At 67.3% G+C, this 24,215-nt stretch carries 23 protein-coding genes; 11 read left to right on the top strand and 12 right to left on the bottom strand.

The window, feature by feature from the left end; all coding sequences use genetic code 11:
* Positions 1 to 113, top strand: a 113-nt coding sequence (locus GSE44_RS23560) for a transposase (protein ID WP_159351277.1), incomplete at its 5' end; no start/stop codon positions are given.
* On the opposite strand, the gene GSE44_RS23555 is transcribed toward GSE44_RS23560, so the two are convergent.
* Both GSE44_RS23555 and GSE44_RS23550 read right to left on the bottom strand, forming a co-directional pair.
* A complete protein-coding gene (locus GSE44_RS23555) occupies positions 106 to 357 on the bottom strand; it encodes a hypothetical protein (RefSeq protein ID WP_159351276.1) in 252 nt (83 codons plus the stop codon). The genes GSE44_RS23560 and GSE44_RS23555 overlap by 8 nt on opposite strands.
* 10 nt (positions 358 to 367) lie before the next feature.
* On the bottom strand, positions 368 to 1,147 hold the full coding sequence (locus tag GSE44_RS23550; protein WP_159351275.1) for a GntR family transcriptional regulator: 780 nt from the start codon (positions 1,145 to 1,147) through the stop codon (positions 368 to 370).
* Between the two features lie 133 nt (positions 1,148 to 1,280).
* On the opposite strand from GSE44_RS23550, the gene GSE44_RS23545 reads away from it, so the two are divergent.
* From GSE44_RS23545 to GSE44_RS23510, 8 genes are all read left to right on the top strand, one after another.
* A complete protein-coding gene (locus GSE44_RS23545; protein ID WP_159351274.1) occupies positions 1,281 to 2,609 on the top strand; it encodes an aspartate aminotransferase family protein in 1,329 nt (442 codons plus the stop codon).
* Positions 2,610 to 2,631: 22 nt separating this feature from the next.
* Entirely contained in the window at positions 2,632 to 3,699 is a 1,068-nt protein-coding gene (locus tag GSE44_RS23540; protein WP_159351273.1) for an ABC transporter substrate-binding protein, read from the top strand.
* A 16-nt stretch (positions 3,700 to 3,715) separates the two neighbouring features.
* Complete coding sequence (locus GSE44_RS23535; protein WP_159351272.1) at positions 3,716 to 4,768, top strand: ABC transporter ATP-binding protein; 1,053 nt, start codon at positions 3,716 to 3,718, stop codon at positions 4,766 to 4,768.
* Complete coding sequence (locus tag GSE44_RS23530) at positions 4,749 to 5,603, top strand: ABC transporter permease (RefSeq protein ID WP_235925103.1); 855 nt, start codon at positions 4,749 to 4,751, stop codon at positions 5,601 to 5,603. The genes GSE44_RS23535 and GSE44_RS23530 overlap by 20 nt, the downstream gene beginning before the upstream one ends.
* A complete protein-coding gene (locus tag GSE44_RS23525) occupies positions 5,590 to 6,399 on the top strand; it encodes an ABC transporter permease (RefSeq protein ID WP_159351270.1) in 810 nt (269 codons plus the stop codon). Before GSE44_RS23530 ends, GSE44_RS23525 begins: the two co-directional genes overlap by 14 nt.
* 7 nt (positions 6,400 to 6,406) lie before the next feature.
* Complete coding sequence (locus GSE44_RS23520; protein ID WP_159351269.1) at positions 6,407 to 7,735, top strand: NAD(P)/FAD-dependent oxidoreductase; 1,329 nt, start codon at positions 6,407 to 6,409, stop codon at positions 7,733 to 7,735.
* 86 nt (positions 7,736 to 7,821) lie between these two features.
* Positions 7,822 to 9,660 carry a molecular chaperone HtpG gene (htpG, locus tag GSE44_RS23515; protein WP_159351268.1) on the top strand — a complete coding sequence of 613 codons (1,839 nt, stop codon included), beginning with the start codon at positions 7,822 to 7,824 and terminating at the stop codon, positions 9,658 to 9,660.
* A gap of 91 nt (positions 9,661 to 9,751) precedes the next feature.
* On the top strand, positions 9,752 to 10,507 hold the full coding sequence (locus GSE44_RS23510; RefSeq protein ID WP_159351267.1) for a sulfite exporter TauE/SafE family protein: 756 nt from the start codon (positions 9,752 to 9,754) through the stop codon (positions 10,505 to 10,507).
* On the opposite strand, the gene GSE44_RS23505 is transcribed toward GSE44_RS23510, so the two are convergent.
* From GSE44_RS23505 to GSE44_RS23465, 9 genes are all read right to left on the bottom strand, one after another.
* The gene (locus GSE44_RS23505; protein ID WP_159351266.1) at positions 10,504 to 11,271 is read right to left on the bottom strand and encodes an SGNH/GDSL hydrolase family protein; all 768 of its coding nucleotides are present in this window, start codon (positions 11,269 to 11,271) and stop codon (positions 10,504 to 10,506) included. The genes GSE44_RS23510 and GSE44_RS23505 overlap by 4 nt on opposite strands.
* Before the next feature lie 118 nt (positions 11,272 to 11,389).
* Positions 11,390 to 14,308 carry a beta strand repeat-containing protein gene (locus tag GSE44_RS23500; protein ID WP_159351265.1) on the bottom strand — a complete coding sequence of 973 codons (2,919 nt, stop codon included), beginning with the start codon at positions 14,306 to 14,308 and terminating at the stop codon, positions 11,390 to 11,392.
* Positions 14,309 to 14,882: 574 nt separating this feature from the next.
* The gene (locus GSE44_RS23495) at positions 14,883 to 15,728 is read right to left on the bottom strand and encodes a fumarylacetoacetate hydrolase family protein (RefSeq protein WP_159351264.1); all 846 of its coding nucleotides are present in this window, start codon (positions 15,726 to 15,728) and stop codon (positions 14,883 to 14,885) included.
* Between the two features lie 32 nt (positions 15,729 to 15,760).
* A complete protein-coding gene (locus tag GSE44_RS23490; protein WP_159351263.1) occupies positions 15,761 to 16,405 on the bottom strand; it encodes a polysaccharide deacetylase family protein in 645 nt (214 codons plus the stop codon).
* Positions 16,406 to 16,451: 46 nt separating this feature from the next.
* Positions 16,452 to 17,255 (bottom strand): ABC transporter permease, encoded by an 804-nt coding sequence (locus GSE44_RS23485; RefSeq protein ID WP_201306218.1) that lies wholly within the window; start codon positions 17,253 to 17,255, stop codon positions 16,452 to 16,454.
* Positions 17,248 to 18,090 (bottom strand): ABC transporter ATP-binding protein, encoded by an 843-nt coding sequence (locus tag GSE44_RS23480; protein ID WP_159351262.1) that lies wholly within the window; start codon positions 18,088 to 18,090, stop codon positions 17,248 to 17,250. The genes GSE44_RS23485 and GSE44_RS23480 overlap by 8 nt, the downstream gene beginning before the upstream one ends.
* Positions 18,090 to 18,872 carry an ABC transporter permease gene (locus tag GSE44_RS23475; protein WP_159351261.1) on the bottom strand — a complete coding sequence of 261 codons (783 nt, stop codon included), beginning with the start codon at positions 18,870 to 18,872 and terminating at the stop codon, positions 18,090 to 18,092. Before GSE44_RS23475 ends, GSE44_RS23480 begins: the two co-directional genes overlap by 1 nt.
* Complete coding sequence (locus GSE44_RS23470) at positions 18,872 to 19,864, bottom strand: ABC transporter substrate-binding protein (RefSeq protein ID WP_159351260.1); 993 nt, start codon at positions 19,862 to 19,864, stop codon at positions 18,872 to 18,874. Before GSE44_RS23470 ends, GSE44_RS23475 begins: the two co-directional genes overlap by 1 nt.
* 40 nt (positions 19,865 to 19,904) lie before the next feature.
* On the bottom strand, positions 19,905 to 20,552 hold the full coding sequence (locus GSE44_RS23465; protein WP_201306217.1) for an isochorismatase family protein: 648 nt from the start codon (positions 20,550 to 20,552) through the stop codon (positions 19,905 to 19,907).
* Positions 20,553 to 20,691: 139 nt separating this feature from the next.
* On the opposite strand from GSE44_RS23465, the gene GSE44_RS23460 reads away from it, so the two are divergent.
* Positions 20,692 to 21,696 (top strand): LysR family transcriptional regulator, encoded by a 1,005-nt coding sequence (locus GSE44_RS23460; RefSeq protein ID WP_159351258.1) that lies wholly within the window; start codon positions 20,692 to 20,694, stop codon positions 21,694 to 21,696.
* 34 nt (positions 21,697 to 21,730) lie between these two features.
* Here GSE44_RS23460 and GSE44_RS23455 read toward each other — a convergent pair whose 3' ends face one another.
* Positions 21,731 to 22,402, bottom strand: coding sequence for a phosphoribosyltransferase (locus GSE44_RS23455; protein ID WP_235925102.1), 672 nt, complete (start codon positions 22,400 to 22,402; stop codon positions 21,731 to 21,733).
* 354 nt (positions 22,403 to 22,756) lie between these two features.
* Between GSE44_RS23455 and GSE44_RS23450 the strand changes: the two genes are divergently transcribed.
* Positions 22,757 to 24,073 (top strand): erythromycin esterase family protein, encoded by a 1,317-nt coding sequence (locus GSE44_RS23450; RefSeq protein ID WP_235925101.1) that lies wholly within the window; start codon positions 22,757 to 22,759, stop codon positions 24,071 to 24,073.
* Positions 24,074 to 24,215: the final 142 nt, after the last annotated feature.

Genomic DNA, 24,215 nt, shown 5'->3' with positions numbered 1-24,215 from the left:
ACTTCTTCGCCAAGCTCAAGCAGTTCCGTGCCATTGCCACCCGCTACGACAAGACCGCACGTAACTTCCTCGGCGCGATCCACCTCGCCGCAGCCTATGTCTGGCTCATCTGAGGACAGGCCCTAGTTCCTCCGCGGCGTCGCAGGTGAAGAAGACCGTGTGCGCGTAGGAGAGCCGCTCGGCCTGTTCCATCATCGCTCGGGTCACGCGGCGGTTCCCGTGACCGAGGCAGGCGACGGCGGCACCGCCCGAGGCGTCGATCACGTCCCAACCTTCCGCAGCTCGCAGCCACAGCCCGTCGCCACTGGCGGCGATGGCAGGGTCGGAGCGCAGATTGCGGTAAAGGACGCGGCTCATCTCGGTTTCCTTATGATGCGGTGCGCCTTGCCGGGCGCTTGCCCGGCGGCCTGTCAGGCAAGGGGGCCTGCTTCCGCGTCGTTCCCTCCAGGGGCTGCAAGCCTGCGAGGCCTCCGTCAGCGCCGGGATCGTCCACGAAGCGCATACGCTCAAGCAGATAGGCCGTCGTGCTCTCGATCTCGGTCTTCAGCTCGGCCGAGGCGCGGGTGCCATCCTTGCTGCGCAGGGCTTCCAGGATCTCGACATGGCGGTTCGCGGCGGGCACGCGGCCCAGCAGCAGCCACCGGGCATCCCAGAAATGCGGTCCGCGCCGGAGCCAGAGCGCCTCGATGATGCCGAGAAGCATTGGTGCCGCCGCCGCGCGGTAGAGGGTGAACAGGAACTGCCGGTCGGCGCGAAGCACTTCCACCGCATCGTTCGCCTCGCGCGCCGACCGGCCGGAGCGCACGACCTGAGTCAGGGCGGCATGCGTAGCCTTGTCGATTGCCGGAGCCGCAAGGCGGAGCGCGAGCGGCTCCAGCTCCGCCCGAATCGCGCCCAGCTCGGTGAAGGCAGCGCGCGTCAGCCGTGGCACGACGGCGGTGCCGGAGGGCAGCACGTCCACCGCCTGCTCCGCCGAAAGGCGCCGCAGTGCGGTGCGCGCCGGCATCGGGCTGGTGCCCAGCGCCGCGGCGATGCGGCGGATCGAGAGCTTCTGGCCAGGCGTGAAGACGCCTTCTACCAGAGCCTGGCGCAGCCGGCGGTAGGCTTGCTCCTCAAGGGAGGGATCGCTGTTCGAAGAAGCTTGCATGCGTCCGACTCTGTGATCACAGTAACGACGAATTCGGGATGGCATAAGGGGCCGCCGTGAGCCGTCGCGCTTCTCTTTACCGAGCCAGGAACGGGCACGCACCTGCGGCGGGCCGCTGCTTCGGTGGCGCAGCATGAGCGCCGCGCTGCCGCTTTCGCGGAACAGCGACCTCGCCACTTCCCTGGCGGAGGCGCGCGCACGCTATGTGGCGGCAAGGCCGGCAAGCGCGGAGCAGCACCGCTTGGCCGCAGCCGTCCTGCCCGGCGGCAACACCCGCTCCGTGCTGGCCTATGGTCCCTTCCCCACCGCGATGAAGCGCGGCGCGGATTGCCGGCTGTGGGACCTGGACGGGCACGAGTATCTCGACCTGTGCGGCGAATATACAGCCGGGCTCTTCGGCCATTCGGAGCCGCGCATCCACGACGCCTTGCGCGAGGCACTGGCGAACGGCCTCAGCCTCGCCGCGGTCGGGCAGGCGGAGCAGCGCCTCGCCGCCATTCTTTGCGCCCGCTTCACGTCGATGGAGCGCGTCCGCTTCACCAACAGCGGAACGGAAGCGAATCTGATGGCGGTGATGGCCGCCCGCGCCTTCACAGGGCGGTCATCCCTGCTCGCCTTCCGCGGGGGCTATCATGGCGGCGTGCTCACTTTCCCGCTGACGGGCACCAGCCCGATGGCGGTGCCCATTCCCACGGTGCTGGCGGAGTACAATGACCTGGAGGGCGCCGTCGCCGCGATCCGCGAGCACGCAGCCACGCTGGGCGCGGTGATCATCGAGCCGATGCTGGGCTCTGGCGGCTGCATCCCGGCGCGCCCGGATTTCCTGGCCGCGCTGCACGAGGAGACGGCGGCGGCTGGCATCCCGCTCATACTCGATGAGGTGATGACCTCCCGCATGGCGGCGGGCGGGTTGCAGGCGCGGCTGGGGCTTCGACCGGATCTCACGACGCTCGGAAAATATGTCGCCGGCGGCATGAGCTTCGGCGCCTTCGGCGGGCGGCAGGACATTATGGATCAGTTCGCCGGCACGCTCGCCCATGCGGGCACCTTCAACAACAACGTGCTCTCCATGGCCGCGGGCTGCGTCGCGATGGGCGAGATCTTCGATGCTGCGGCGGCGGATTCGCTTTTCGCGCGCGGCGAGGCGCTGCGGGCGCGGCTGAACGAACTCTGCGCGGACGCCGGGGTGGCGATGGACTTCACCGGGCTTGGTTCCATGATGACGGTGCAATTCCGCCCTGGCCCCATCGAGCGCCCATCCATACCAACGCCGGCCGAGGAAGGCCTGCGGGAACTGTTCTTCTTCGACATGATGGAGGCCGGCCTCTACCTGGCACGCCGCGGCATGGTGGCGCTCAGCCTTCCGGTTGGCGAGGCCGAGACGAAGCGCTTCGCCGCCGCCGTTGCCGAATTCATTGAAGTCCACAAGCCACTGCTCCAGCGGCACGTCCATCCCGCTTGAACAAACAAAGGGAGGTGTCACCATGACGATCCAGCCGAAGCGCCGCCGCCTCCTCCGCGCGGCCGGCGGGCTGCTGACCACGGCCTTGCCGCTGCCCACCCTGGCGCAGCGCGTCACGCCACCGAAGCCGGACCGTATCGTGGTCAACGCCTCGGGCGGCGCCATGGCGAACATCTTTCGGCGCACCTACTTCGCAGAATTCGAGCGCCTGCACGGCATCCGCGTGGTGGACACCTCCCCCGTCGACTTCGGCAAGCTGCGCGCGATGGTGAATAGCGGCAATCCGGAATGGACCGTTACGGAGATCGGCGGGCAGGACGCGACGCGCGCGAAGGAGCTGAACCTTCTGGAGCCGCTCGACACTTCGATTATCAACCTGTCGAACTATCCGGCGGCGGTGCGGGATTCGCATGTCTATGTCTCCTCCGCCTATTCCACTGCCCTCGGCTACCGCACCGATGTCTTCCCGGGGAACAGCCAGCCGAAAGGATGGGCCGAGTTCTGGGATGTGCGGCGCTTCCCCGGCGCGCGTTCTCTGCGCAACCATCCGGTCGATAACCTGGAATTCGCGCTGCTGGCGGATGGCGTGCCGCTGGACAAGCTCTATCCGCTCGACATGGACCGGGCCTTCCGCAAGCTGGACGAGATCAGGCCGCATATCACCGTCTGGTGGTCGACCGGCGCACAACCGGCGCAGTTGCTGGTCGACAAGGAGGTCGTTCTCGCGACCGGCTGGAACGGTCGCTTCTTCGAGCTGACGCGGCGCGACGCGCCGATCGCCACCGAATTCACGGGCGGCAGCCTCAAGAGCAGCGTCTATGGTATCCCCCGCGGCACGCGGCAGGCTTACTGGGGCCAGCAGTTCCTTCAGGTGATGACCAATCCGCGCCTCCAGGCGATCTATGCGAATGAGTTGTCCTATGCGGGGCTGAACCCGGAGACGATGAACTTCGTCGCGGAGGATGTCCGCCCGCTCCTGCCGATCGCGCCGGAGAACATGCAGAAGCAGTTCTGGTTGGACGTGGCCTGGTGGACGGAGAACGGCGCGCGGGCCCAGGAGCGCTGGAACCGTTGGATGCTGCGCGGCTGAGGGCGGGACAGAACGGGTGCAGCTTTCGGTCAAGGGGGTCGTCCGGCGGTTCGGCCCGGTCGCGGCACTGGGAGGTGTCGATCTCGATGTCGCGGAGGGGGAGTTCCTGACGATCCTGGGCCCCTCCGGCTCGGGCAAGACGACGCTTCTCAAGACCGTGGCTGGTTTCGAAATCCCGGATGAGGGAGCCGTGCTGCTGGGCGGGGAAGATGTCACCCTCTCCCCGCCCCGGCGGCGCGACATGGGAATGGTGTTCCAGAACTACGCACTATTCCCGCACATGACGGTGGCGCAGAACGTCGCTTTCCCGCTGGAGATGCGCCGGCGACCTCGCGAGGAGATCACGCGCCGGGTCGAGGAGGCACTGCGCCTGGTCGAGTTGCAAGCTTTCGGCGAGCGCCTGCCGCGCCAGCTTTCCGGCGGGCAGCAGCAGCGCGTGGCGCTGGCCCGTGCGGTGGTGTTTGGCCCCCGGCTGCTCCTGCTCGACGAACCCTTCGGCGCGCTTGACCGCAAGCTGCGCGAGGCGCTGCAACTCGAGGTGCGGCGGCTGCAGCGCCGCCTGCGGCTGACAACGCTGTTCATCACCCATGACCAGGAAGAAGCCCTGATCATGTCGGACCGCATTGCCGTTATGGAGAGGGGGCGGATCGAGCAGGTGGGGCCGCCTGCGGAACTCTATGCCCGCCCCGCCACCCGCTTCGTGGCGGACTTCCTGGGCGAATCCAATCTGCTGGAGGGCAGCCTGCTGGACGGGGTGGCGCAGGTGCCGGGCTTCGGCGGTGTTCCCCTCGCCGGCGCGCATCCGCCAGGCACCGTCACCCTGCTGCTGCGACCCGAGGCGCTGCGTCTCGCCACCGAAGCCGAAGCGGCTCCTTGCCAGGGGCTCGGCCGGGTGGTCGAGACGATCTTCCTCGGCCTGTCCGCCAAGCTGCGCCTGCAGATGGATGGGGGGGCCGAGGTGCTCGCCCGCATCCCGCTGCGCCCCTCGTCGCCGCCGCCCGCCTCTGAGGGGGCGACGATGCTCGTGGGCTTCTCGCCGGAGGATGTGCATGTCGTCCCCCGGGGATAGCCGCCGGACCCTGGCGCGGCGGGAACTGGGCTTGTTCCTCCTCGGCCTGCCCGCCCTGCTCATGCTCGGCGTGGTCTTCGCCTGGCCAGTGCTGCGCCTCCTGTCGCTTTCGGTGGAGGGCGGTACGCTGGAGCATTTCGAGAAGGCGACGCTGGACGGGCTGTATGTGACCGTACTGGCCGACAGCCTGAAGATCGCGGCAATGGTGACGGGGATCTGCCTTCTCCTCGCCTATCCGGTCGCCGTCTGGCTCTCCCGCGCGGGGCGGGTTGGCGCCGCACTCGGCCTCTTCGCACTGCTCCTGCCCTTCTGGACCAGCGTGCTCGTCCGCACCTATGCCTGGCTCGTGCTGCTGGGGCGCAACGGCGTGATCAACCGCTCTCTACGCGACTGGGGTTGGATCGATGCGCCGCTGCCGCTGCTGCACAACATGGGGGGCGTGCTCATCGGCATGGTGCAGGTGCTGCTGCCCTACATGGTGCTGCCCATCTATGCGGCGCTTCTGCGCGTCGACCCCGACCTTTCCCGCGCGGCGGAAGGGCTTGGCGCCCCGGCCTGGCGCTCCTTCCTGCGGATCACCTTCCCGCTCTCCCTCTCCGGCGTCTCGGCGGGATGCGCGCTGGTCTTCGTGCTGTCGCTCGGCTTCTTCATCACCCCTGCCCTGCTGGGCGGTGGCCGCGTCATCATGATCTCGATGCTGATCGAGCAGCAGGTGCGCGAATTCCTGGACTGGCCCTTCGCCGCCGCCCTCTCCACGGTGCTGCTGGCCGCGACCCTGGTCATCTATGCGCTGATCGGGCGCCTGACGCGGGGAGGACGCCATGCGACATCCTAGACGATTTTCCGTCGGCAACTTCCTTCTCGCGAGTTCCGCGGGGCTGGTCTTCCTGTTCCTGATGCTGCCGCTGCTCGTGGTCTTCCCGATCTCCGTCTCCTCAGCCTCCTACCTGCAGTTCCCGCCGCCCGGCTTCTCCTGGCAGTGGTACCAGCGTTACCTGGACGACCCGGGCTGGATCGACGCCACCATCCGCAGCGTGCAGGCCGCCACACTCTGCACGGTGCTGGCCATGGGGCTCGGCGTGCCGCTGTCCTTCTTCCTTGTCCGCTCCCGGCTGGCGGGGGTGCGGGTGCTGGACCGGCTGGCGGCTGCGCCGATCATCGTGCCGACCATCATTCTCTCCATCGCGCTCTACGGCGTCTTCTCGCGCCTGCAGCTGATCGGGGAATGGTATGGTGTCGCCATCGCCCACACGGTGCTGGCGCTGCCCTTCGTCGTCATCCTGGTCGGCGCCGGGCTACGGACCTTCGACGAGGCGCAGGAACAGGCCGCCGCGGGGCTAGGAGCGGCCTGGCCGCGCATCATCTGGCGCGTCACCCTGCCGCAGTTGCGGCCGAGCCTGATCTCCGCCGCCTTCCTCGCCTTCATCAGCTCCTTCGACGAGCTGGTGCTGGCGATGTTCCTCTCGGGCGCGTCGATGACGCTGCCGAAGAAGATGTTCGACAACATCATGATGGAGATCGACCCGACCATCGCGGCCGTGTCGGTCCTGCAGATCCTGCTGGTGGGCCTCTGCCTCGGCCTCACCAGCCTCTTCGGCCGTGGTGCGCTCACCACGACCATCACGCGCTGAGGACGCCATGGACAGCACGGTCTTCCATCCCAGCTTCAAGCCGCTTCCCTATTGGTGGGAGGCGATTTCCATGGGCGACGACCCGCCGGCAGACCTGCCTGCGAAGGCCGATGTGGTCATCGTCGGCGGTGGGCTGACCGGATTGAATTGCGCGATCGAGCTGGGCCGGGGCGGCGCCAGCCCCGTCGTGCTCGATGCCGAGCCGCTCGGCTTCGGCGCCTCCACGCGGAATGGCGGCGGCGTCTCCGGCGGCAACAACGTCGGCAAGGGGCTGTCCGGCGCCAAAGGCCGGCAGAGCCCGGACGAGGTGAAGGAGTGGCTGCGCGCCATTATGGGCGATGCCTCCGAAGGTCTCGCCCACATCGAATCCCTGATCCAGCGGGAAGGCATCGCCTGCCATTACGAGCGCACCGGCCGCTTCGTGGGCGCCTGGACGCCGAAGCATTACGATGGCATGGCGGCCAAGATCGACGCGCTGAACGAATTTGCGGATGCCGGCGCCTCCATGCTCCCGCGTGCGCGGCAGCGGGAGGAGATCGCCTCCGACTACTACTACGGCGGCATGCTGGTGAACCGCACGGGCAAGCTGCATCCAGGGCTTTACCATCGCGGTCTCATGGCGGCGGCGCAGCGCCATGGGGCGGCGCTGCTCGGCAGCACCCGGGCCGGTGCGTTGACCCGCATCGCCGAAGGATGGCGGGTGGAGACCTCGCGCGGGCCGATCGAGGCGCGGGAGGTGGTGATCGCCACCAATGGCTACACGGGTGGGCTGACGCCCGACCTGCGGCGGCGCCTGATTCCGGTGGCATCGCACATTATCGCCACGGAGGAGATCGACCCCGATCTGGCCCGCAGCCTGATCCCGAAGCAGCGCACCCTGGCCGATAGCCGGCGGATCCTCTGCTATTACCGCCTCTCCCCCGACAACCGGCGCGTCATCTTCGGCGGCCGCGCCCGCTTCACCCAGGTGACGCCGGAGGTCTCGGCCCCGATCCTGCACGACATGATGCTGAAGCGCTGGCCGCAGCTGAAGGGTACGCGCGTCACCCATGTCTGGACGGGGAACGTTGCCTTCGCCTTCGATTACCTGCCGCATATGGGAGTGACGCAGAAGGGACTGCACTATGCCATGGCCTGCAACGGGGCCGGGGTGGCGATGCTCTCCTATCTGGGGGCGGAGCTGGGCAAGAAGCTGCTCGGGAAAAGCAACCACGTCCCTGTTTTCGACGGGCGGGATTTCCCGACGCGGCCCTTCTACACGGGGCACCCCTGGATGCTGCCCATGGTTGGCAACTGGTACCGGTTCCGGGACTGGCTGGACCGCCGGGCGGCCTGACGCGGGCGCCCGCCCGCCATCTTGAAGCAGGGCGCAACTCCTTTCATATCGCAGCTCCCTTTGGTTCTGAGCCTTGGAGGATGTTTGTGGGTGAGACGGTGGAGCGCCACGCATTCGGCGCAGAGGTCGGGCGGCTGTTGGACCTGGTGGTCCATGCCCTCTATTCGGATCGGGAGATCTTCCTGCGGGAGCTGGTTGCGAATGCGGCCGACGCGGTCGACCGGCGCCGCTTCGAGGCCCTGACCCAATCCATCCCCGCCGTGCCAGAGGGCGCCGCCGTCCGGATTATCCCGGACAAGGCGGCCCGTACCCTCACCATCTCCGATCCCGGCATCGGCATGACCAAGGCAGAGCTGGCGGAGAACCTCGGGACCATCGCCCGCTCCGGAACACGGGCCTTCACCCAATCCCTGGCCGAAGCCAAGCCCAGCGACCGCCCCAGCCTGATTGGGCAGTTCGGCGTCGGCTTCTACTCTGCCTTCATGGTGGCCGACCGCGTCGAGGTCACCTCCCGCTGCGCTGGGGTGGAGGAGGCCTGGACCTGGGCCTCCGAGGGTCAGGGCGACTACACTCTGGCCGGGGCAAGCCGGGACGATGCCGGAACCGACATCGTGCTGCACATCAAGCCCGATGCGGAAGAGTTCCTGGAGCCCATCCGGCTGCAGACGATCATCCGCAAATGGGCGGACCACATCACCATCCCCATCGCCATAGTGCGGGATGGCAAGGACGAGCCGGCCAATGAGGGCACGGCGCTCTGGCGCAAGCCAAAATCCGAGGTCAGCGAAGAGAGCTACACCGAGTTCTACCGCCATCTCGGCCATGTCTTCGACGAGCCGTGGGCCACGCTCCACTGGCGCGCCGAAGGGGCGCTGGACTTCACCGCCCTGCTCTTCATCCCGGGCATGAAGCCCTTCCAGGTGGTGGAGGGCGAGCGGGAGAGCCGCGTTCGCCTGCATGTGCGGCGGATGTTCATCACCGACGAGGCCGAGCTTCTGCCGGCCTGGCTGCGCTTCGTGCAGGGCGTGGTGGATACGGAGGACCTGCCGCTCAACGTCTCGCGCGAGATGCTGCAATCCACCCCGGTGCTCGCCCGCATCCGGCGCGCAGTAACCGGGCGCGTGATGTCGGAGCTGAAGAGCCGGGCGAAGGATGCCGAGGACTACGCGAAGTTCTGGGAGAATTTCGGCCCGATCCTGAAGGAGGGCGTGTGGGAGGATGCGGAGCACCGCAAGGATCTCGCCGCCCTGCTGCGCTTCCGCTCCTCCGCCGTGGAGGGCCGGACCTCCCTTGCCGACTATGTCTCGCGCATGAAGGAGGGGCAGGAGGCGATCTATGTCCTGGCCGGAGACCGGGCGGAGGCGCTGGCGAATTCCCCGCAGCTGGAGGGCTTCCGGGCCCGTGGCGTGGAGGTGCTGCTGCTCTCGGACCAGATCGACGCCTTCTGGCCAGAGCGCCTGGACCGCTTCGAGGAGAAGCCGATCCGGAGCATCACCCAGGGATCGGTGGACCTCTCGAAGATCACGACCGGGGATGCCGCGCTGGAGGATCCAGCCGACCTGTCCAGGCTGATCCCGCTGCTGAAGGATGCACTGAAGGACGAGGTGTCCGAGGTGCGGGCCACCGACCGGCTGGTGGACAGCGCCGTGGTGCTCGCAGCCCCGGAAGGCGGGCCCGACCTCCATCTGCAGCGCCTGCTGCAGCGTGCCGGCCGCGGGTTCGGGGGCGGGATGCCGGTGCTGGAGATCAATCCCCGCCATCCGCTGGTCCGTAGCCTGGCCAGCCGGGCGGAAGGAGCGGCCGGGCTGGAAGAGGCCGCGGGCATCCTGCTGGACCTCGCCAGGGTGCAGGATGGCGACACGCCGCGCGATCCGGTGGCTTTCGCGCGCCGCGTGGCCGAGGCCATCGCGTCCAGCATGCGCTGACTTCGGCGGGCGCGTGACGGGGCAACCCGGCCGGCGCCCATGCATGGTGGGGGAGGTGCAAAGGCCGCTCCGCTGCGGCAGGCTCCTGCGCATGGACATCGAATCCACGCTCATCCTGCTCGCCGCAGGCCTCCTGGCGGGCGCGATGAACGCCGCCGCCGGGGGCGGCTCCTTCGTCAGCATCCCGGCCATGGTCTTCGTCGGCCTTCCCTCAGTGGCGGCGAACGCCTCCAGCACCGTCGCCCTGATGCCCGGTGGACTGGCGAGCGCCTGGGCCTGGCGCCATGACTTTCGGCCCTTGCAGGGCATCCCGCTGTCCATGCTGGTGCTGATCAGCCTTGCCGGGGGTCTGGCCGGTGCCTTGCTGTTGCTCGCGACCACGGAAAGAGCTTTCGACCGGGTACTGCCCTGGCTGCTGCTGATCGGCACCCTGGCCTTCGCCTTCGGGCGCCCGCTCGGCGCCGCCCTGCGGAAGCGGTACCGGGTCGGGCGCGGTGCGGTGCTGGGTGCGCAGGTCCTGCTCTCGGTTTATGCAGGGTATTTCGGCGGCGGCGTCGGCATCATGATGCTGGCCGTCTGGGGCCTGCTGGGCGAGCTCGACATCAAGGCGATGAGCGCACTGCGTACGCTGCTCGTTAGCGCGGCCAATCTGGTCGCGGTGCTCTGCTTCGCCATTGCTGGCCCCGTGCGATGGCCCGAGACCTTGGTCATGCTCGTGGCAGGGATTATCGGCGGCTATCTGGGCGCGCGCCTCGCCAGCCGCATGCCGGCGCCGGTGCTTCGGGGCTTCGTCATCTTGTTCAGCACCGCCATGACGGCCGTGTTCTTCTGGCGGGCCTGGGCCTAGGCTCTCCTGGGGCGACCGCTGAAGACCTCGGGTCGCGGGCGCGCGAAGTCGTGCTCCGTGACCAGGTGGGCGATTTCCGCGGCGATCTTCCTGCCTCCCTGCACCGATGGCTCGATCGGATTCGCGAAATCCGCGTCTTCGTCGCAGAGAATGCGGAGATCGAGGAGCGGCAGACCCCGCTCGGAGGCCTCGCGGGTGATGACGTCATTAAACAGCGCCAGCCCCGCAATGCCGAGCTGCCGCCGGACGGGATCGGGGAAGCGCGGATCATAGATCGTGCAAATTGCCAGGGGCAGCCGCCGCGCGAGCAGCAGGTCGAGCGCCGCTCCGTAATTGGAGCGGAAGCGCTCGCGCATCGCGGCCAGGCGGGCGAGCCCTTCCCCGACGCTCCGCGCGCCCTCCGCGAGCACACCCTCCTGCTGCAGCGCGTCATTGCCGCCGATGCTGAGCACGAGGTGGGACGCATCCGGAGGAATGCGGGTGATCTGCTGGCGCAGGCCGCCGGTCACCGCGCCGTCCACGGCCGCCAGCGTCGCTTGCCAGCCGCCCGGCAGCCGGGCGCGCAGATGGGCCAGGACGTCCGGTCCGCCCGCCACATAGGATTTGTTGTCGAAGATCGAGTCGCCGAGCAGCACCACATGCCCAGCCGCCCGTGCTCCAGTGGGCTGCCCGTCGGCAGACTGGGCACCGACGGCCAAGCCGGCGGTTGCCAGGGCGCCGAGCGCGGCCCGGCGATAGGCGGGGAAAAGGGACGGAAGGATCATGATGCGCATTCCGGACGACGCCCGGATGCAACGCGGGCGCAACCTGGCGGTTGATGCGCCTCATGCTCCGCTATGATTCCACCGGTCCCGCGAGCTGAGAGCCGCGGGGCCGATGTCATCAGACGAGATAGAAGTCGCTTGAGGTGAGGCCAGTGACATCCTGGACAACCGCCAGGATCTCGCCTGTCTCAGTCACACTGATCACCGTATCGAGGGCGCCGCCACCCAAGAACATGCCCTCCCCGAGGGAGACCCCGGCGAAGGTCAGGCCATCCGCCAGACCAATCCGGTCGGTTCCGCGCAGATAGTCGAGGATGACGTCGGCCTCGGGGATGGTCGCGCCGCCGTCACCGCTGGCGAAGACGAAGCGGTCCGCGCCGGTACCCCCCGTCAGCATGTCGGCACCGAAGCCGCCGCGCAGGGTATCGTTACCCTCGCCGCCATCCAGGTTGTCGCTGCCGCCGGTGATGCTGCTTTCGGCATCAGCCAGAATCGCGCCACCCGCGTCGCCGTATAAGCGGTCATTCCCGGCGCCGCCACGCAATGTGTCGCTGCCGAGATAAACCTCGCTGTTCGTCGCAATGACGTTGCCGCTCACATCGCCATAGAGCACGTCGTCCTGCGCGCCGCCGTCCAATGTGTCATCGCCGGCATTGGCAACACTGCCGTTGATTGCCAGGATCGCGCTGGCGTCGCCGATGAGCGTGTCCCTTCCGTCGCCGCCGGAGAGGATGTCGCCGCCCGCACCAACGAAGCCGTCAGCCGAGGATTTAATGATCCCCATCGCATCGCCATACAGCGTGTCGTTGCCGCTGCCACCGTCCAGAATGTCAATGCCGCCGCGGACGGAAGCCTCCAGCGATTCCAGGTCGCCGCCGGCATCGCCGATCAGCTTGTCGTCGCCGGCGCCGCCCGAGAGCGTGTCATCGCCGCCCCGGGTGCGCCCGTCGGAGGAATCCGCGAAGAAGCGGCCCCCGGCATCGCCATAGAGGATGTCCTTGCCGTCGCCGCCATCGAGGATGTCGTTGCCGCCAAGGACAAGGCCCTCGGCCCCGGAGAACATCTGGCCGCCGGCATCGCCATAGAGCTTGTCATTGCCCACGCCGCCGGTGAGCGTGTCGGCACCACCGATGGCGCGGGCACTGGTATCGCGCGCGAAGAAATCGGTGCCGGCATCACCGAAGATCGAATCATCGCCTTTGCCGCCATCCAGATGGTCGGCGCCGCCGAGCACGCCGGCATAGGCCACCGACGCATCCAGCGTGCGGCCGGCATCCCCGAACAGCTTGTCGTTGCCTTTCCCCCCCAGCAGCGTGTCGTCGCCGCCCTGCGTGGCGAAGGTGCCCTCGACAAGATCGTAGAGCACGCTGGTGATCAGATCCGTACCGGCATCGCCATACAGGCTGTCATGTCCGTCACCACCGTCGAGATCGTCATCGCCGCCATGGACGAACGCATCCGCCATCCCATGCATCATGCCGCCGGCATCGCCATAGAGCTTGTCGTCACCGATGCCACCGAGCAGCTTGTCCTTACCGCTCTCCAGCTCGCCACCTGGCTCGGAGATGAGATTGCCCCTGGCATCTCCGTAGATGGCGTCGTTGCCACTGCCACCGTCCAGCATGTCATGTCCACTGAACACATAGCCGTCCAGTGTCCGGATATCGCCGCCGGCATCGCCGACGAGGGTATCGGTCCCGTCGCCGCCAAGTAGCGTGTCGTCCCCACCGCGGATGATCGCCGAGAAGCGGGAATTGATGTCGCCCTTGGCATCGCCATACAGCTTGTCATTGCCGATGCCGCCATCGAGCTGGTCATCGCCACCATGGACGATCCCCTCGACGGACTCCATCGCCCCGCCCGCGTCACCAACGAGCGTGTCATCGCCGATGCCGCCATAGAGCGTGTCATCGCCGCCTGCGGCAAAGCCGTCAGAGGAATCGGCGAAGATACGCCCCCCGGCATCGCCATAGAGGGTATCCTTGCCGTCGCCGCCTTCCAGGAGATCGTCGCCACCAGTGACATTCGCCTCGGCCCCGGCCTCCATGCTGGCACCGGCATCGCCGTAGAGCTTGTCGTTCCCAGTGCCGCCACGCAGCGTGTCGTTGCCGCCCTGCGCATAGGCATTGGTGTCCCGCGCGAAGAAGGTCGTCCCGGCGTCTCCGTAGAGCGCATCGTTGCCTTCGCCGCCCTCCAGAAGATCATTGCCGCCGAGCACGCCGGTATAGGCGGCCGCGGCATCCAAGGTTCGGCCGGCATCGCCGTAGAGCTTGTCATTGCCTGTCCCGCCGAGCAGCCTGTCGTCGCCGCCCTGGGTGCTGAACAGGCCCTCGCCGAGGTCGGACAGGCCATTGGTGACCATGTCGCTGCCGGCATCACCAAAGAGACTGTCGTCGCCATCGGCGCCGTCCAGCTCGTCATCGCCGCCGAAGGCTTCGCCGTCACCCACCGCCGTGAGCATGCCGCCCGCGTCACCGAAGAGACGGTCCTGGCCAATTCCGCCCGTCAGCGAGTCCTTGCCGCCCTCCACATGGCCGCCGGCAAGCGCGACCAAGTTGCGGCCGGCGTCGCCATAGATGTAATCATTGCCGTCCTCACCCGACAAGTCGTCGTCGCCACCGAGGACAAAGGCACCCGAGGCGGCCAGCAGTTCGATGCCGGCATCGCCATAGATGAGGTCGTTGCCCAGCCCGCCCGTGATGGTGTCCTGTCCGCCCAACGCAAGTTCGCCGGCGCTGAAGGTGCGGAAGTCTTTCCCCGCGTCGCCGTAGAGCCGATCGTCGTCGTTGCCGCCATCGATGTTGTCGTCGCCGCCGGTCGGGATGCCGCCGTCACCGGCCCAAAGGGAGCCATCGACGTCGCCGGAGACTCGGTCCTGGCCTTTGCCTCCGGTTATCGTGTCGTGCCCGCCCTCGTCGTCCAGGTCACCAACGTATTCGCCGTACAACCGATCGTCACCGCCAAGCCCATCGATCACGTCATCGCCGCCGCCGCCTTCGAGAAGGTCAGCGCTTTCGGTGCCTGTGACGATGGCCATGATTTCCTCCAAATTGGATACCAAACTGAATATTTTTTGTTGTCTGGCTTATTTCTGGATGAAAACCAGCAATAACTCTCGAACACAATAAGATTTTTCGTGAGGCTCTAGCGGGTGGGGTGCTGCTGCGGAGGTAGAATGCGCAACGTGCCGAGATGGGAGCTTCATGTGGAAGCGGTGCAGACCGGGCCATTGTCCGTCGGTCAGGCCCGCGGGTGCCACATTCCCCCTCCTTCGTCGGGGCAGCACACCCTCCATGCAGGCTCAGACAATCCGGCTTACCGAAATCGCCTGTGATGGCGGCTGCGGCTGCAAGCCGCGTGCGCTGTGCCCCGGCTAGCCCTCGCGTGATAGGCATTTGCGGCCGACGGTGGGGCAGTTCGGAATGACGGAGCGCCCGCCGGTCGCGGCGCGATGCGGCGTGCAAAAACTCATACGGCTGTCTAGCGGATCGCGTGTGCGGCGCTACACCAACCGCCGGAGGATAGGCCGCAGGTCAGCAGCACGAGTTTGCTGCCGCCTTGGCGCCCGCCTTCCCTTCGGCAGCGCCAGACTGGCGCTGCCGCGCCTCGCGCTAGCGGTAAGGCACCACCGTCTGTCGCTGCGTGCCGAGGCCTTCGATCCCAAGCTCCACCACATCGCCCGGCTTGAGCCAGACCGGCTCGGGCTTCTTGCCCATCCCGACGCCCGATGGAGTTCCCGTCGCGATGATGTCGCCCGGCATCAGCGTCATGTAGCGGCTGACATAGGAGATGATGGGCTTCACGCCGAAGATCATGGTGCGCGTGCTGCCATCCTGCATGCGGGTGCCATTCACCGAAAGCCACATGCCAAGCGCCTGCGGATCCGGCACTTCATCGGGCGTCACGATCCAGGGGCCGGTCGGGCCGAAGCTGTCGCAGCCCTTGCCCTTGTCCCATTGTGAGCTCTGCATCTGGAAGGCGCGTTCCGACACGTCGTTGACCACGCAGTAGCCGGCCACGATGTCGAGGGCGCGCTCCTCCGGTACGTTGCGTCCCGCCGAGCCGATCACCACGCCAAGCTCCACTTCCCAGTCGAGCTTCGTGGAGTTCAGGGGAACGATCGTGTCGTCATTCGGTCCGCAGATGGCGGACGGCGCCTTGAGGAAGATGATGGGCTCGGAGGGGATCGGGAGGTTGGATTCCGCAGCGTGCTCGGAATAGTTCAGGCCGATGCAGATGAACTTGGAGCTACCGGCCACAGGCACGCCATAGCGGAACTCCCCCTGGACGAGCGGAAGGCTCTCCGGCGCGATGCGGGCGAGTTCCGCGAGGCGCGCGGGCGACAGCGCGGCGCCGTCGATATCCGGCAGGATCGAGGACAGGTCCCGGACATGCCCCTTCCCGTCGACCAGGGCGGGCTTTTCCTGGCCAGGCGGCCCGACGCGGCAAAGCTTCATCTTGAACCTCTCGGATGATGTTGCACGGGCGATCAGGCGGCCCGCTGAAGATAGGGTTCGATCGGGCCCACCAGGCGGCCGCGCTCCATCGGCACGCAATCTGCCGGGAAGTCCTGCCGGAACACGGCGCCGCGATCTTTCGCGGCGTGCAGGAAGTGGTCGAGCCGGTCCATCGCGCCCGTCGGCAGGTCGTGGAGGACGATCAGCGCGTGCTCCCGGGCAAAGGACAGTCGCAGCGCACGTTCCACCCAACCCTCCGGATAGGCCCAGTCCTCGGGAATCGTATTCCAGAGCACGCATGTGTAGCCCCCCTGCTGCAACTGCTCCAGGGCCTCCGGGCTGAGCAGGCGCTGATCGAGAAGGCCGCCGCCGCCGAAGGGCCGGAAGAAGCGGCGCTCATGCGCCAGGTCACCGATCAGCGCCTCGGTCCGGGTGATCTCGGAGGCGGCGATTCCCCGCTCCGCACTCAGGCCCAGCGGAACCAGATGGTTGTAGGTGTGGTTGCCGATCCAGTGCCCCTCCGCATGTGCGCGTTCGGCCAGGGCCCGCCGGTCCCGCAACTTGTCGCCCAGGACGAAGAAGGTGGCGCGCAGGTCGTGCCGCCGAAGCGTGTTCAGCACCTGGGGGGTGACATCGGGATCGGGCCCGTTGTCGAAGGACAGGGTGATGGTCGTCATTCCCGGACTCCAGGGCAGAGCGCTTGCATGGGGAGAGAAGTAAGGCCTAGGCGGAACGGGTGGAGAGGCGCCAATGCCGCGTCCGGCGCTCCAGCAGCCGGACCAGGCTGTCAAAGGCGACGACGAGCGCGACGACCACCAGGATCCCGGCAGAGACGCGTGGGCTTTCGAGCAGCGTGCGGTAGCGCGTGATGAGATATCCGATCCCCTCGGTGGAGGTGAGCATCTCGGCCACCACGATGCCGACGATCACCAGCGCACCGCCGACGCGGAAGGCGGAGAGCACCGTTGGAATCGCCGCCGGCAGAAGCACCCGGCTGACCATCTGCCAGCGGGACGCCTTCATGCTGCGGGCCACGGTGACGTATTGGCGGTCGATCGTCTGCACGCCCGCCACGGTGCCGAGGAAGCAGGGAAGCAGGCCGTAGATGCTTGCGAAGACGATCTTGGACTGCGGCCCGATACCGAACCAGGCGGTGAAGAGCGGATAGAGGATCACCAGCGGCACCGCGTAGAGCCCCGAGGCAAGCGGCTGCACCACGCGCCGGACCGGGGCAATGGAGCCGATGAGCAGCCCGGCGCCGATGCCGATGCCACAGGCCGCGAGCATCGACAGCCCGATCGCGTAGAGCGACAGCAGGAGATGCCGTAGATACTCCCCTCCCCCGGCGACGAGCGCCCGGAGGGTTTCCGTGAGCGGTGGGAGGAAGAGCGACGGGATGAATCCGGCCCGCGGCAGCACTTCCCAAAGGATGAGGAGGGCTAGTCCGAGCAGCCGCCGCATCGTCGCCGGCTCCACCCGGAACCGGCTCGCGGAAGCCGCCGCGGCAGCGGTGGCGGCGCTACTCAACGACCTGCGTCCGGATCTGGCTCCAGATCCGCTCCCGCAATTCCGCGAAGCGTGGCGTGGACATCATCTCATAGGTCCGCGGACGCGGAAGGTCGACCTCGATGCGGTCGATGATGCGGCCTGGTCGCGCCGACATGACGATGATTTCATCCGCCAGATAGGCCGCTTCCGTCAGGCTATGTGTCACGAAGATGACGGTCTTTCCGGTCCGCTCCCAGATCCGCAGCAACTCGTCGCCCATCGAGATACGGGTCTGCTCGTCCAGCGCGGCGAAGGGCTCGTCCAGCATCAGGATCGGCGGGTCCTGCACCAAGCCCCGGGCGATGGAGACGCGCTGCTTCATGCCGCCGGACAGCTCATGCGGATAGCGGTCCTCGAAGCCGTTCAGCCCCACCAGCGCCAGCCGGTCCCGCGCACGCTTCGCCCGCTCCGCCTTCGGCATGCGGCGCAGCGAGAGGGGGAACTCGACATTGTCCTGCGCGGTCAGCCAGGGATAGAGGCTCGCTTCCTGGAAGACCACGCCGACGACATCGGGGTCGGGCTCCGTCATCGGCCGGCCGCCGCACAGGATGGTGCCGGAGGACGGCCTGAGCAGGCCGGTCATCATCATCAGCAACGATGACTTGCCGCAGCCGCTGGGGCCCACGATCACCACGAAGCGGCCTGGGGCGATGTCGAGTTGGATGCCCTCCAGCGCCTTGGTCGTGCGGCCCGATGCGTCGTAGGTATGCTCCAGGTCTCGCACCTGCACGGAGCCGGTGGCCGGAGCGGTCTGGCCAGCGGCCCCGGTCGGCTTCAAGGCCGTCTCCTTCTCCAGAATGGCCAGGCTCGTCATCACGCCCTCCAATGCTCGCAGCGGGTTTCGAACCAACGCACCGCCTCGTTGAAGAGGATGGCGCCGGCCGAGATGATCAGGATGCCCGCGAGCAACTCGCGCAGCATGAAGTTCTCGCCCCAGTTGGAGACGAGCTGGCCCAGGCCGGCGCGGGAGCCGTACATCTCGGCCAGCAGGATGCCGGTGAGATTGAAGATCATCGCCAGCCGCACCGCCTCGAGCAGGATCGGCGCCATGGAGGGCAGATAGACTCGGAAGGCGATCTGCCGCAGCGTCGCGCCATAGGCGCGCGCCACGCGCACATGCTCGCTCTTTACCGATTCCAGCGCGGAGAAGGCGCTGATCAGCACGATGAAGATCGTGGAGAACACGCCGAAGCCGACCTTCTGGGAGAAGTTGATCCCGAAGGCCAGGATGAACATCGGCAGGAAGATGGTCTTCGGTATGGAGAAGACGAGAAACACCACCGGCTTCAGCACGGCGCTCCAATAGGGGCTCTCCGCGATCGCGATGCCGAGGATGATGCCCGTCGGCACGGCGATGGCGAAGGCCGCCGCCACTTCGAGGAGGGTGACGCCGGCGTGGCCCAGGAAGGCCGGTTGCCGGATCAGCTCCGCCGCCGTGGCCAGCACCTCGGGAACCGAGGGCAGCAGCATCGGGTCCAGCAGTTCCCCGACATAGGCGGCCTGCCACGCGCCGAAGAGCACGAGGAGGCCGAGCAACCAGGTCAGCAGGCCATGGCCCGATCTGCCACTCTTGGCGCTGGGGACTGTTCCGGACATCACGCCGCCAGCGACACCGGCGTGAATTCCATGGTGACGATCTCCTCGGCCGAGGCCAGGTTCTGAAAGCCGCCGATGCGGGCGAGGTCGAGCGCCACGCGCGTCTGGTCGAGGGTGAAGCGCCCGTCGGTGGAGAGCTTGAGGAAGGTTTCCTCATATTCCTGGGCCGCCACGGCGGCCGGAATGCCGTTCACCTCCGCGATGGTCGCGATGGCCGCGTCCCGGTTGCTGCGCATATGCGCCACCGCGCCATAGAGCGCACGGAGCGAGGCGCGCAGGAGGTCCTTGCGACCGTCGATAATGGCGTCGGTGGTGGCCCAGCCCACGGCAAGATGCGGCGGGATAGTCTTGGCGAAATCCTCGATCTCCCTGGCCTGGCCACGCTGCAGCATCTGGAAGCTCAAGGGCGAATAGACGATCGCCGCGTCCACATTGCCGGACAGCAGGTTTGGGACGAGGCCACCACCGCCGAGGGGAACACTGGTGAAGTCAATCTTGTAGTTGGTCCGGCTCCACAGGGCCATGAAGTCGGAGAGCGAGCCGGCCGCGGTGATGCCGACCTTCTTGCCGGCGACATCCGCCATGCTGCGGATCGGTGAATTGGTGCGGACAAGCAGCTTCCAGCCGGTGTTGGCATCGGCGGCAAGGGCCACGATCTTCGTGTTCACGCCGCGCCGGCGGCCCGTGGCCATCTGCGGAACGAGGCCGGTGATCATGTCCGTGGCGCCAGCGGCCAATGCTTCGAAGGCTTCGCCGCCGCTGCGGTAGACCGTCAGCTCGGCATCGACCCCCGCGCGGGTGAAGAGCCCTTCCTTGGCCGCCACCTCGGCGATGACCGAGGGCCACCAGGTCTTGGTCGCGAGGGCGATGCGGATTTTCTCCGCCGCAAAGGCGGGGCGTGCCCCGAGGGCCAGTCCGGCCGCGCCGGCGGCCAGGCCGAATGCAGCGCGGCGGGACAGCGTGCGCCCTTGGTCGAAATGCGTGTCGTTCATTGTCTCTCTCCTCCCTTCCTCGTTGAGTGCCGCCGGCACGTCAGGCGCGCCGCTTGATCCGTTGCCCATCCCCGGAGAGCCTGGCCAGGATGTCGTCCACCGCCAGGACGTCACCATATTTGAGGTCGATGTCGATCAGACTCTGCTCATGCGCCGCGTGCAACCGGTCGGCCGTCGCCTCACGGGCGACGATGGTGCGGAAGCCATGCGAGCAGGCATCGACCGCACTTGCGCGCACGCAGCCACTGGTCGTGCAGCCCGCGATGATCAGCGTGTCGATGGAATCGCGCCGCAAATCGGCCTCCAGCGTCGTGCCGAAGAAGCAGCTTGCGAAGCGCTTCACGATGATCCGGTCGGAGGGTTCCAGCGCGAGGCGTGGGTCCTGCTCCACCGCCTCCGAGCCTAGCACCAGTTCGCGCAGGCCATGAATCTTGTCGGCCCAGACTCCGGCTTCCGCGAACGGATCGGCATAGGCGATGGTGGAGAGATAGACAGGCGCGCCGGCGGCACGGGCGGCCAGGATTAGCCGGTTGGCCTGGGCAATCTCACGGGCCATGTCGGCGCCGAGGCGGCTGGCGGGAGAGGTGAAGGCGCGCGCGAAGTCTACGACCAGAATGGCAGGCCGCTGACCGAAGCCGCTGCGATTGCCGAAGCCGCATTGCTGCGCGCGCGCGAGATCATCCGTCATGGCCATGTTCCGTCCCTTAGCGATCGGGGCCGTCGCTGGTCCCCGCCGTCTTGCCCGGGATCATGGAGCAGTTGGCAGTTCTTGATTACAGGGAATAAGATGAAAAGATTATTTCCAATATGGAGGCAATCGGAAGCCCATGGCCGTTCTGCCGAATGGAATTCTTAACGAGGCCAGCATCCTGTCGCTCCGCTGCTTCGTGGCGGTCGTCGAAACCCAAAGCTTCTCCTCGGCGGCACGGCAGCTTCGGCTCTCGCCCTCCTCTGTGACCAAGCAGGTGCAGTCGCTGGAGCAGGCCCTGCATGTCGCGCTGGTGCACCGGACGACGCGGCGGATCAGCGTTACGGATGCGGGCGAGCGCTTCTACGAGCAATGCCTTGCCATCCTGGTGCAGGTGGATCGCGCGGCATCGGTCTTCGCCCCTGATCGGGAGCTGACCGGGCATCTGCGCGTGGCGGCGCCACCCTCCTTCGCCGCCGTCGTGCTCGGGCCGCGCATTCACGAGTTCCTCGATAAGCATCCGGGCCTCTCAGTGGACGTGATGGTGAGCAGCGCGACGCCGGACCTCATCCGCGACCGCATCGACGTGGCGATCACGCTGCAGGAGGAGCCGGAATCGAAGCTCGCGCATTTCCTCCTCGCGGCGAGCCCCCGCACCCTGTGTGCGGCCCCATCCTATCTGGATCGGCACGGCAGGCCGCCCTCGCCCGCGGATCTTCACAGCCATGAATGCCTGTCCGGCCGCTTCTCGGAGCTGGCGGAGCCCTGGATGCTGCGAAACGGCACGGACTGGCAGGCCTTCCGCGTTCGCACCAGGCTGCTGTCGGACAATGGCGACATGCTGCGGCAGTCCTGCCTCGCCGGCGGGGGCATCGGGAACTTCTACCGCTTCCACGTCCAGGCGGACCTCGACGCCGGGCGTCTGGAGGTGGTGCTGCCCGGTTACGAGGTACGGCCGAAGAACATCTATGCTGTCATCCCGCACCGCCTGATCGTGCGGCCGCAGACCAGGGCTTTCATCGACTTCATCCAGGGATTGGTCACCGGACAGCCCGGGACACGCGCGGCCGGTACGGGACGGGCGGAGGATCTGGCCACGGATCGAGCTGCCGCACTTGGCTCGGCGGCCCCGCAGACCGCCTGAGGGACACCCACCCCTGCCCAAGGCGCGCAGGGCCTCAGGGGGGCTGGCCTGGGCCTGACATCCGTGCCGCCGCCTGGTCAAGCAGGGCGACGACTTCCCCGTCTTCCGTCTGGGTGAAGTTCGAATAGTACTGTCCGACCGCGCGGAAGCTCGGCGGGAGGGCGAGGAAGACTGCCTCGTCGCACAGCCGCCGTAGCTGCTCCCCAACTTCGGGCGGCGCCACGGGAACCGCCAGCACGATACGCCTCACCGCGCCGCCCATGCTGAGCGCGCGCAGGGCAACGCGCATCGTCGCGCCGGTTGCGATGCCATCATCCACGACCAGCGCCGTGCGGCCCTTGAGCGCCGCTGGCGGCCGGCCGCGCAAATAGATCGCCCGGCGCCGCTCGATCTCCCCGCGCTGGCGCTCCGCCTCGCGCTCGATATAGCTGTCCGGCACGCCAAGGCCGCGAATGATGTCCTCGTTCAGCACGGTCGCGGGATGGATCCCGCCCATGACGGCGCCAACAGCGAGTTCCTGGTGACCCGGCGCGCCGATCTTGCGCACGATCAGCAGGTCGAGCGGCGCGTGCAGCACCTCGGCGATGACCGCGGCCACCGGAACGCCCCCGCGCGGCAGGGCCAGCACGACCGTATCCTCGTTCCTCAGATGCAGCAGGCGCTCGGCCAGCTGCCGGCCGGCATCGGCACGGTCATGGAACATCATGGCGTAGCTCCTGAGCGGTCGCGAGGGAGGCGAAACCGCAGCCAAAGACCGCCAGTGATCGGAGGTAGGGATTTTCCGTGCCCGTTGAGGGATTGGGCCGCCCAGCCTGCCTGCCGCACCTCCCTGCACGCAGCCACGGCGCTCCGCGCTGCGCCGCCTCCGCTCCAGGCTGGCCAGGACATCTCCAGCAGGACCGACCGCTCCGCCGGCATCCATCTCCATGGATTAACGCCAGTGCAGGCATGGAAGTTCGATGGAACAGGGATTTCCCTCGCCAAATTCACCTGCGACCCAATGGCGGCTCGGGCGTTTTGCGCGTGCGCCTCACGCGTCCGCAGAGCGAAGGAAGATCGCATGTCCAACCTGCCTGGCGATGCGCCGCTGCCGCAGTTGATCCGGGCTGCGGCGGAACCACTGCCCGAGTTAGACGACCCCGCTTTCGGGGCGCTCTTTGATCGCTTCGCGACCGCAGGCGTGGTTCTGCTCGGCGAATGCAGCCATGGCACCTCGGAGTTCTATCGCGCCCGGGCCGCCATTACCCGCCGGCTGATCGAACGGCATGGCTTCCGCATCGTGGCAGTGGAGGCCGACTGGCCCGATGCCGCGAGCCTTGACCGCCAGCTGCGTGGCCGCCCCGCCTCCACCCAGGCGGAGCCGCCCTTCACCCGCTTCCCGGTGTGGATGTGGCGCAACACCGATGTCAGCGCCTTCTTACAGTGGCTGCGGGGCTGGAATGCCGGCCGGGAGGCGAAGGAACAAGCCGGCTTCCATGGGCTCGACCTCTATAATCTTTCCGCCTCGATCGAAGCGGTGCTCGGTTATCTCGATCGCGTCGATCCCGAAGCCGCCGCTGTCGCACGGGAACGCTATGGCTGCCTCATGCCCTGGGCCGAGGAGCCGCAGGATTACGGCCGGATGGCATTGTCGCGCGGATATGCCCCATGCGAGGAAGGAGTGGCAAAGGTGCTGCGGGAATTGCTGGACAGGCGGGTGGAGTATGCCCGCCAGGGCGGCGAAAGCTTTCTCGACGCCTCAGTCAGCGCCCGGCTGGTGAAGAATGCTGAGGCCTATTATCGCGCCATGTATTATGGCGGCGCCAAAAGCTGGAACCTGCGCGACACGCATATGTTTGAGACCCTCTGCGCCCTGCTCGAAGCCGGGGGCAAGGAGGCCAGGGCCGTCGTGTGGGCGCACAATTCCCATATTGGCGACGCTTCAAGCACGGATATGGGGCAGCGCGGCGAGCTGAACATCGGCCAGCTCTGCCGCGAACGTTTCGGGACTGATGCTGCGTTGATCGGCTTCGGTACCCATACGGGCACCGTCGCCTGCGCGAGCGATTGGGGTGACCCGATGGAAGTCAAGCAAGTGAACCCGTCACGGCCTGACAGCTACGAGGCGCTGGCGCATGAATGTGCCTTGCCTCACTTCCTTCTCGACCTGCGGGAGGGCGTGCACGATTCCCTGCGGCACCGCCTGGCGGAGGAGCGCCTGGAGCGCTTCATTGGCGTGATCTATCGGCCGGAGACCGAGCGCTGGAGCCATTATGCCTCCTGCAGCCTGCCCGGGCAGTTCGACGCCTATGTCTGGTTCGACGAAACCACGGCGGTGACGCCGCTGCCGACGCCGCAGAGGGAAGGCGCGGCGGACACCTACCCCTTCGGCCTCTAAACGGCGCGCATGCCTGCCTCAGCGTCCGGCGCTGATGGATTGGTAGAAGGCGAGTTCTTCCTGGAGAGCGGAGATGACCATATCGGCGGCTTCATCGGTGAGGGCGATGCAGACGCGCCGGCGGTCGGAGCCGTGGAAGTAG

Source organism: Muricoccus harenae (assembly GCF_009848505.1).
GTDB classification, from domain to species: Bacteria; Pseudomonadota; Alphaproteobacteria; order Acetobacterales; family Acetobacteraceae; genus Roseomonas; species Roseomonas harenae.
This window is presented reverse-complemented; position numbering and strand designations above follow the sequence as displayed.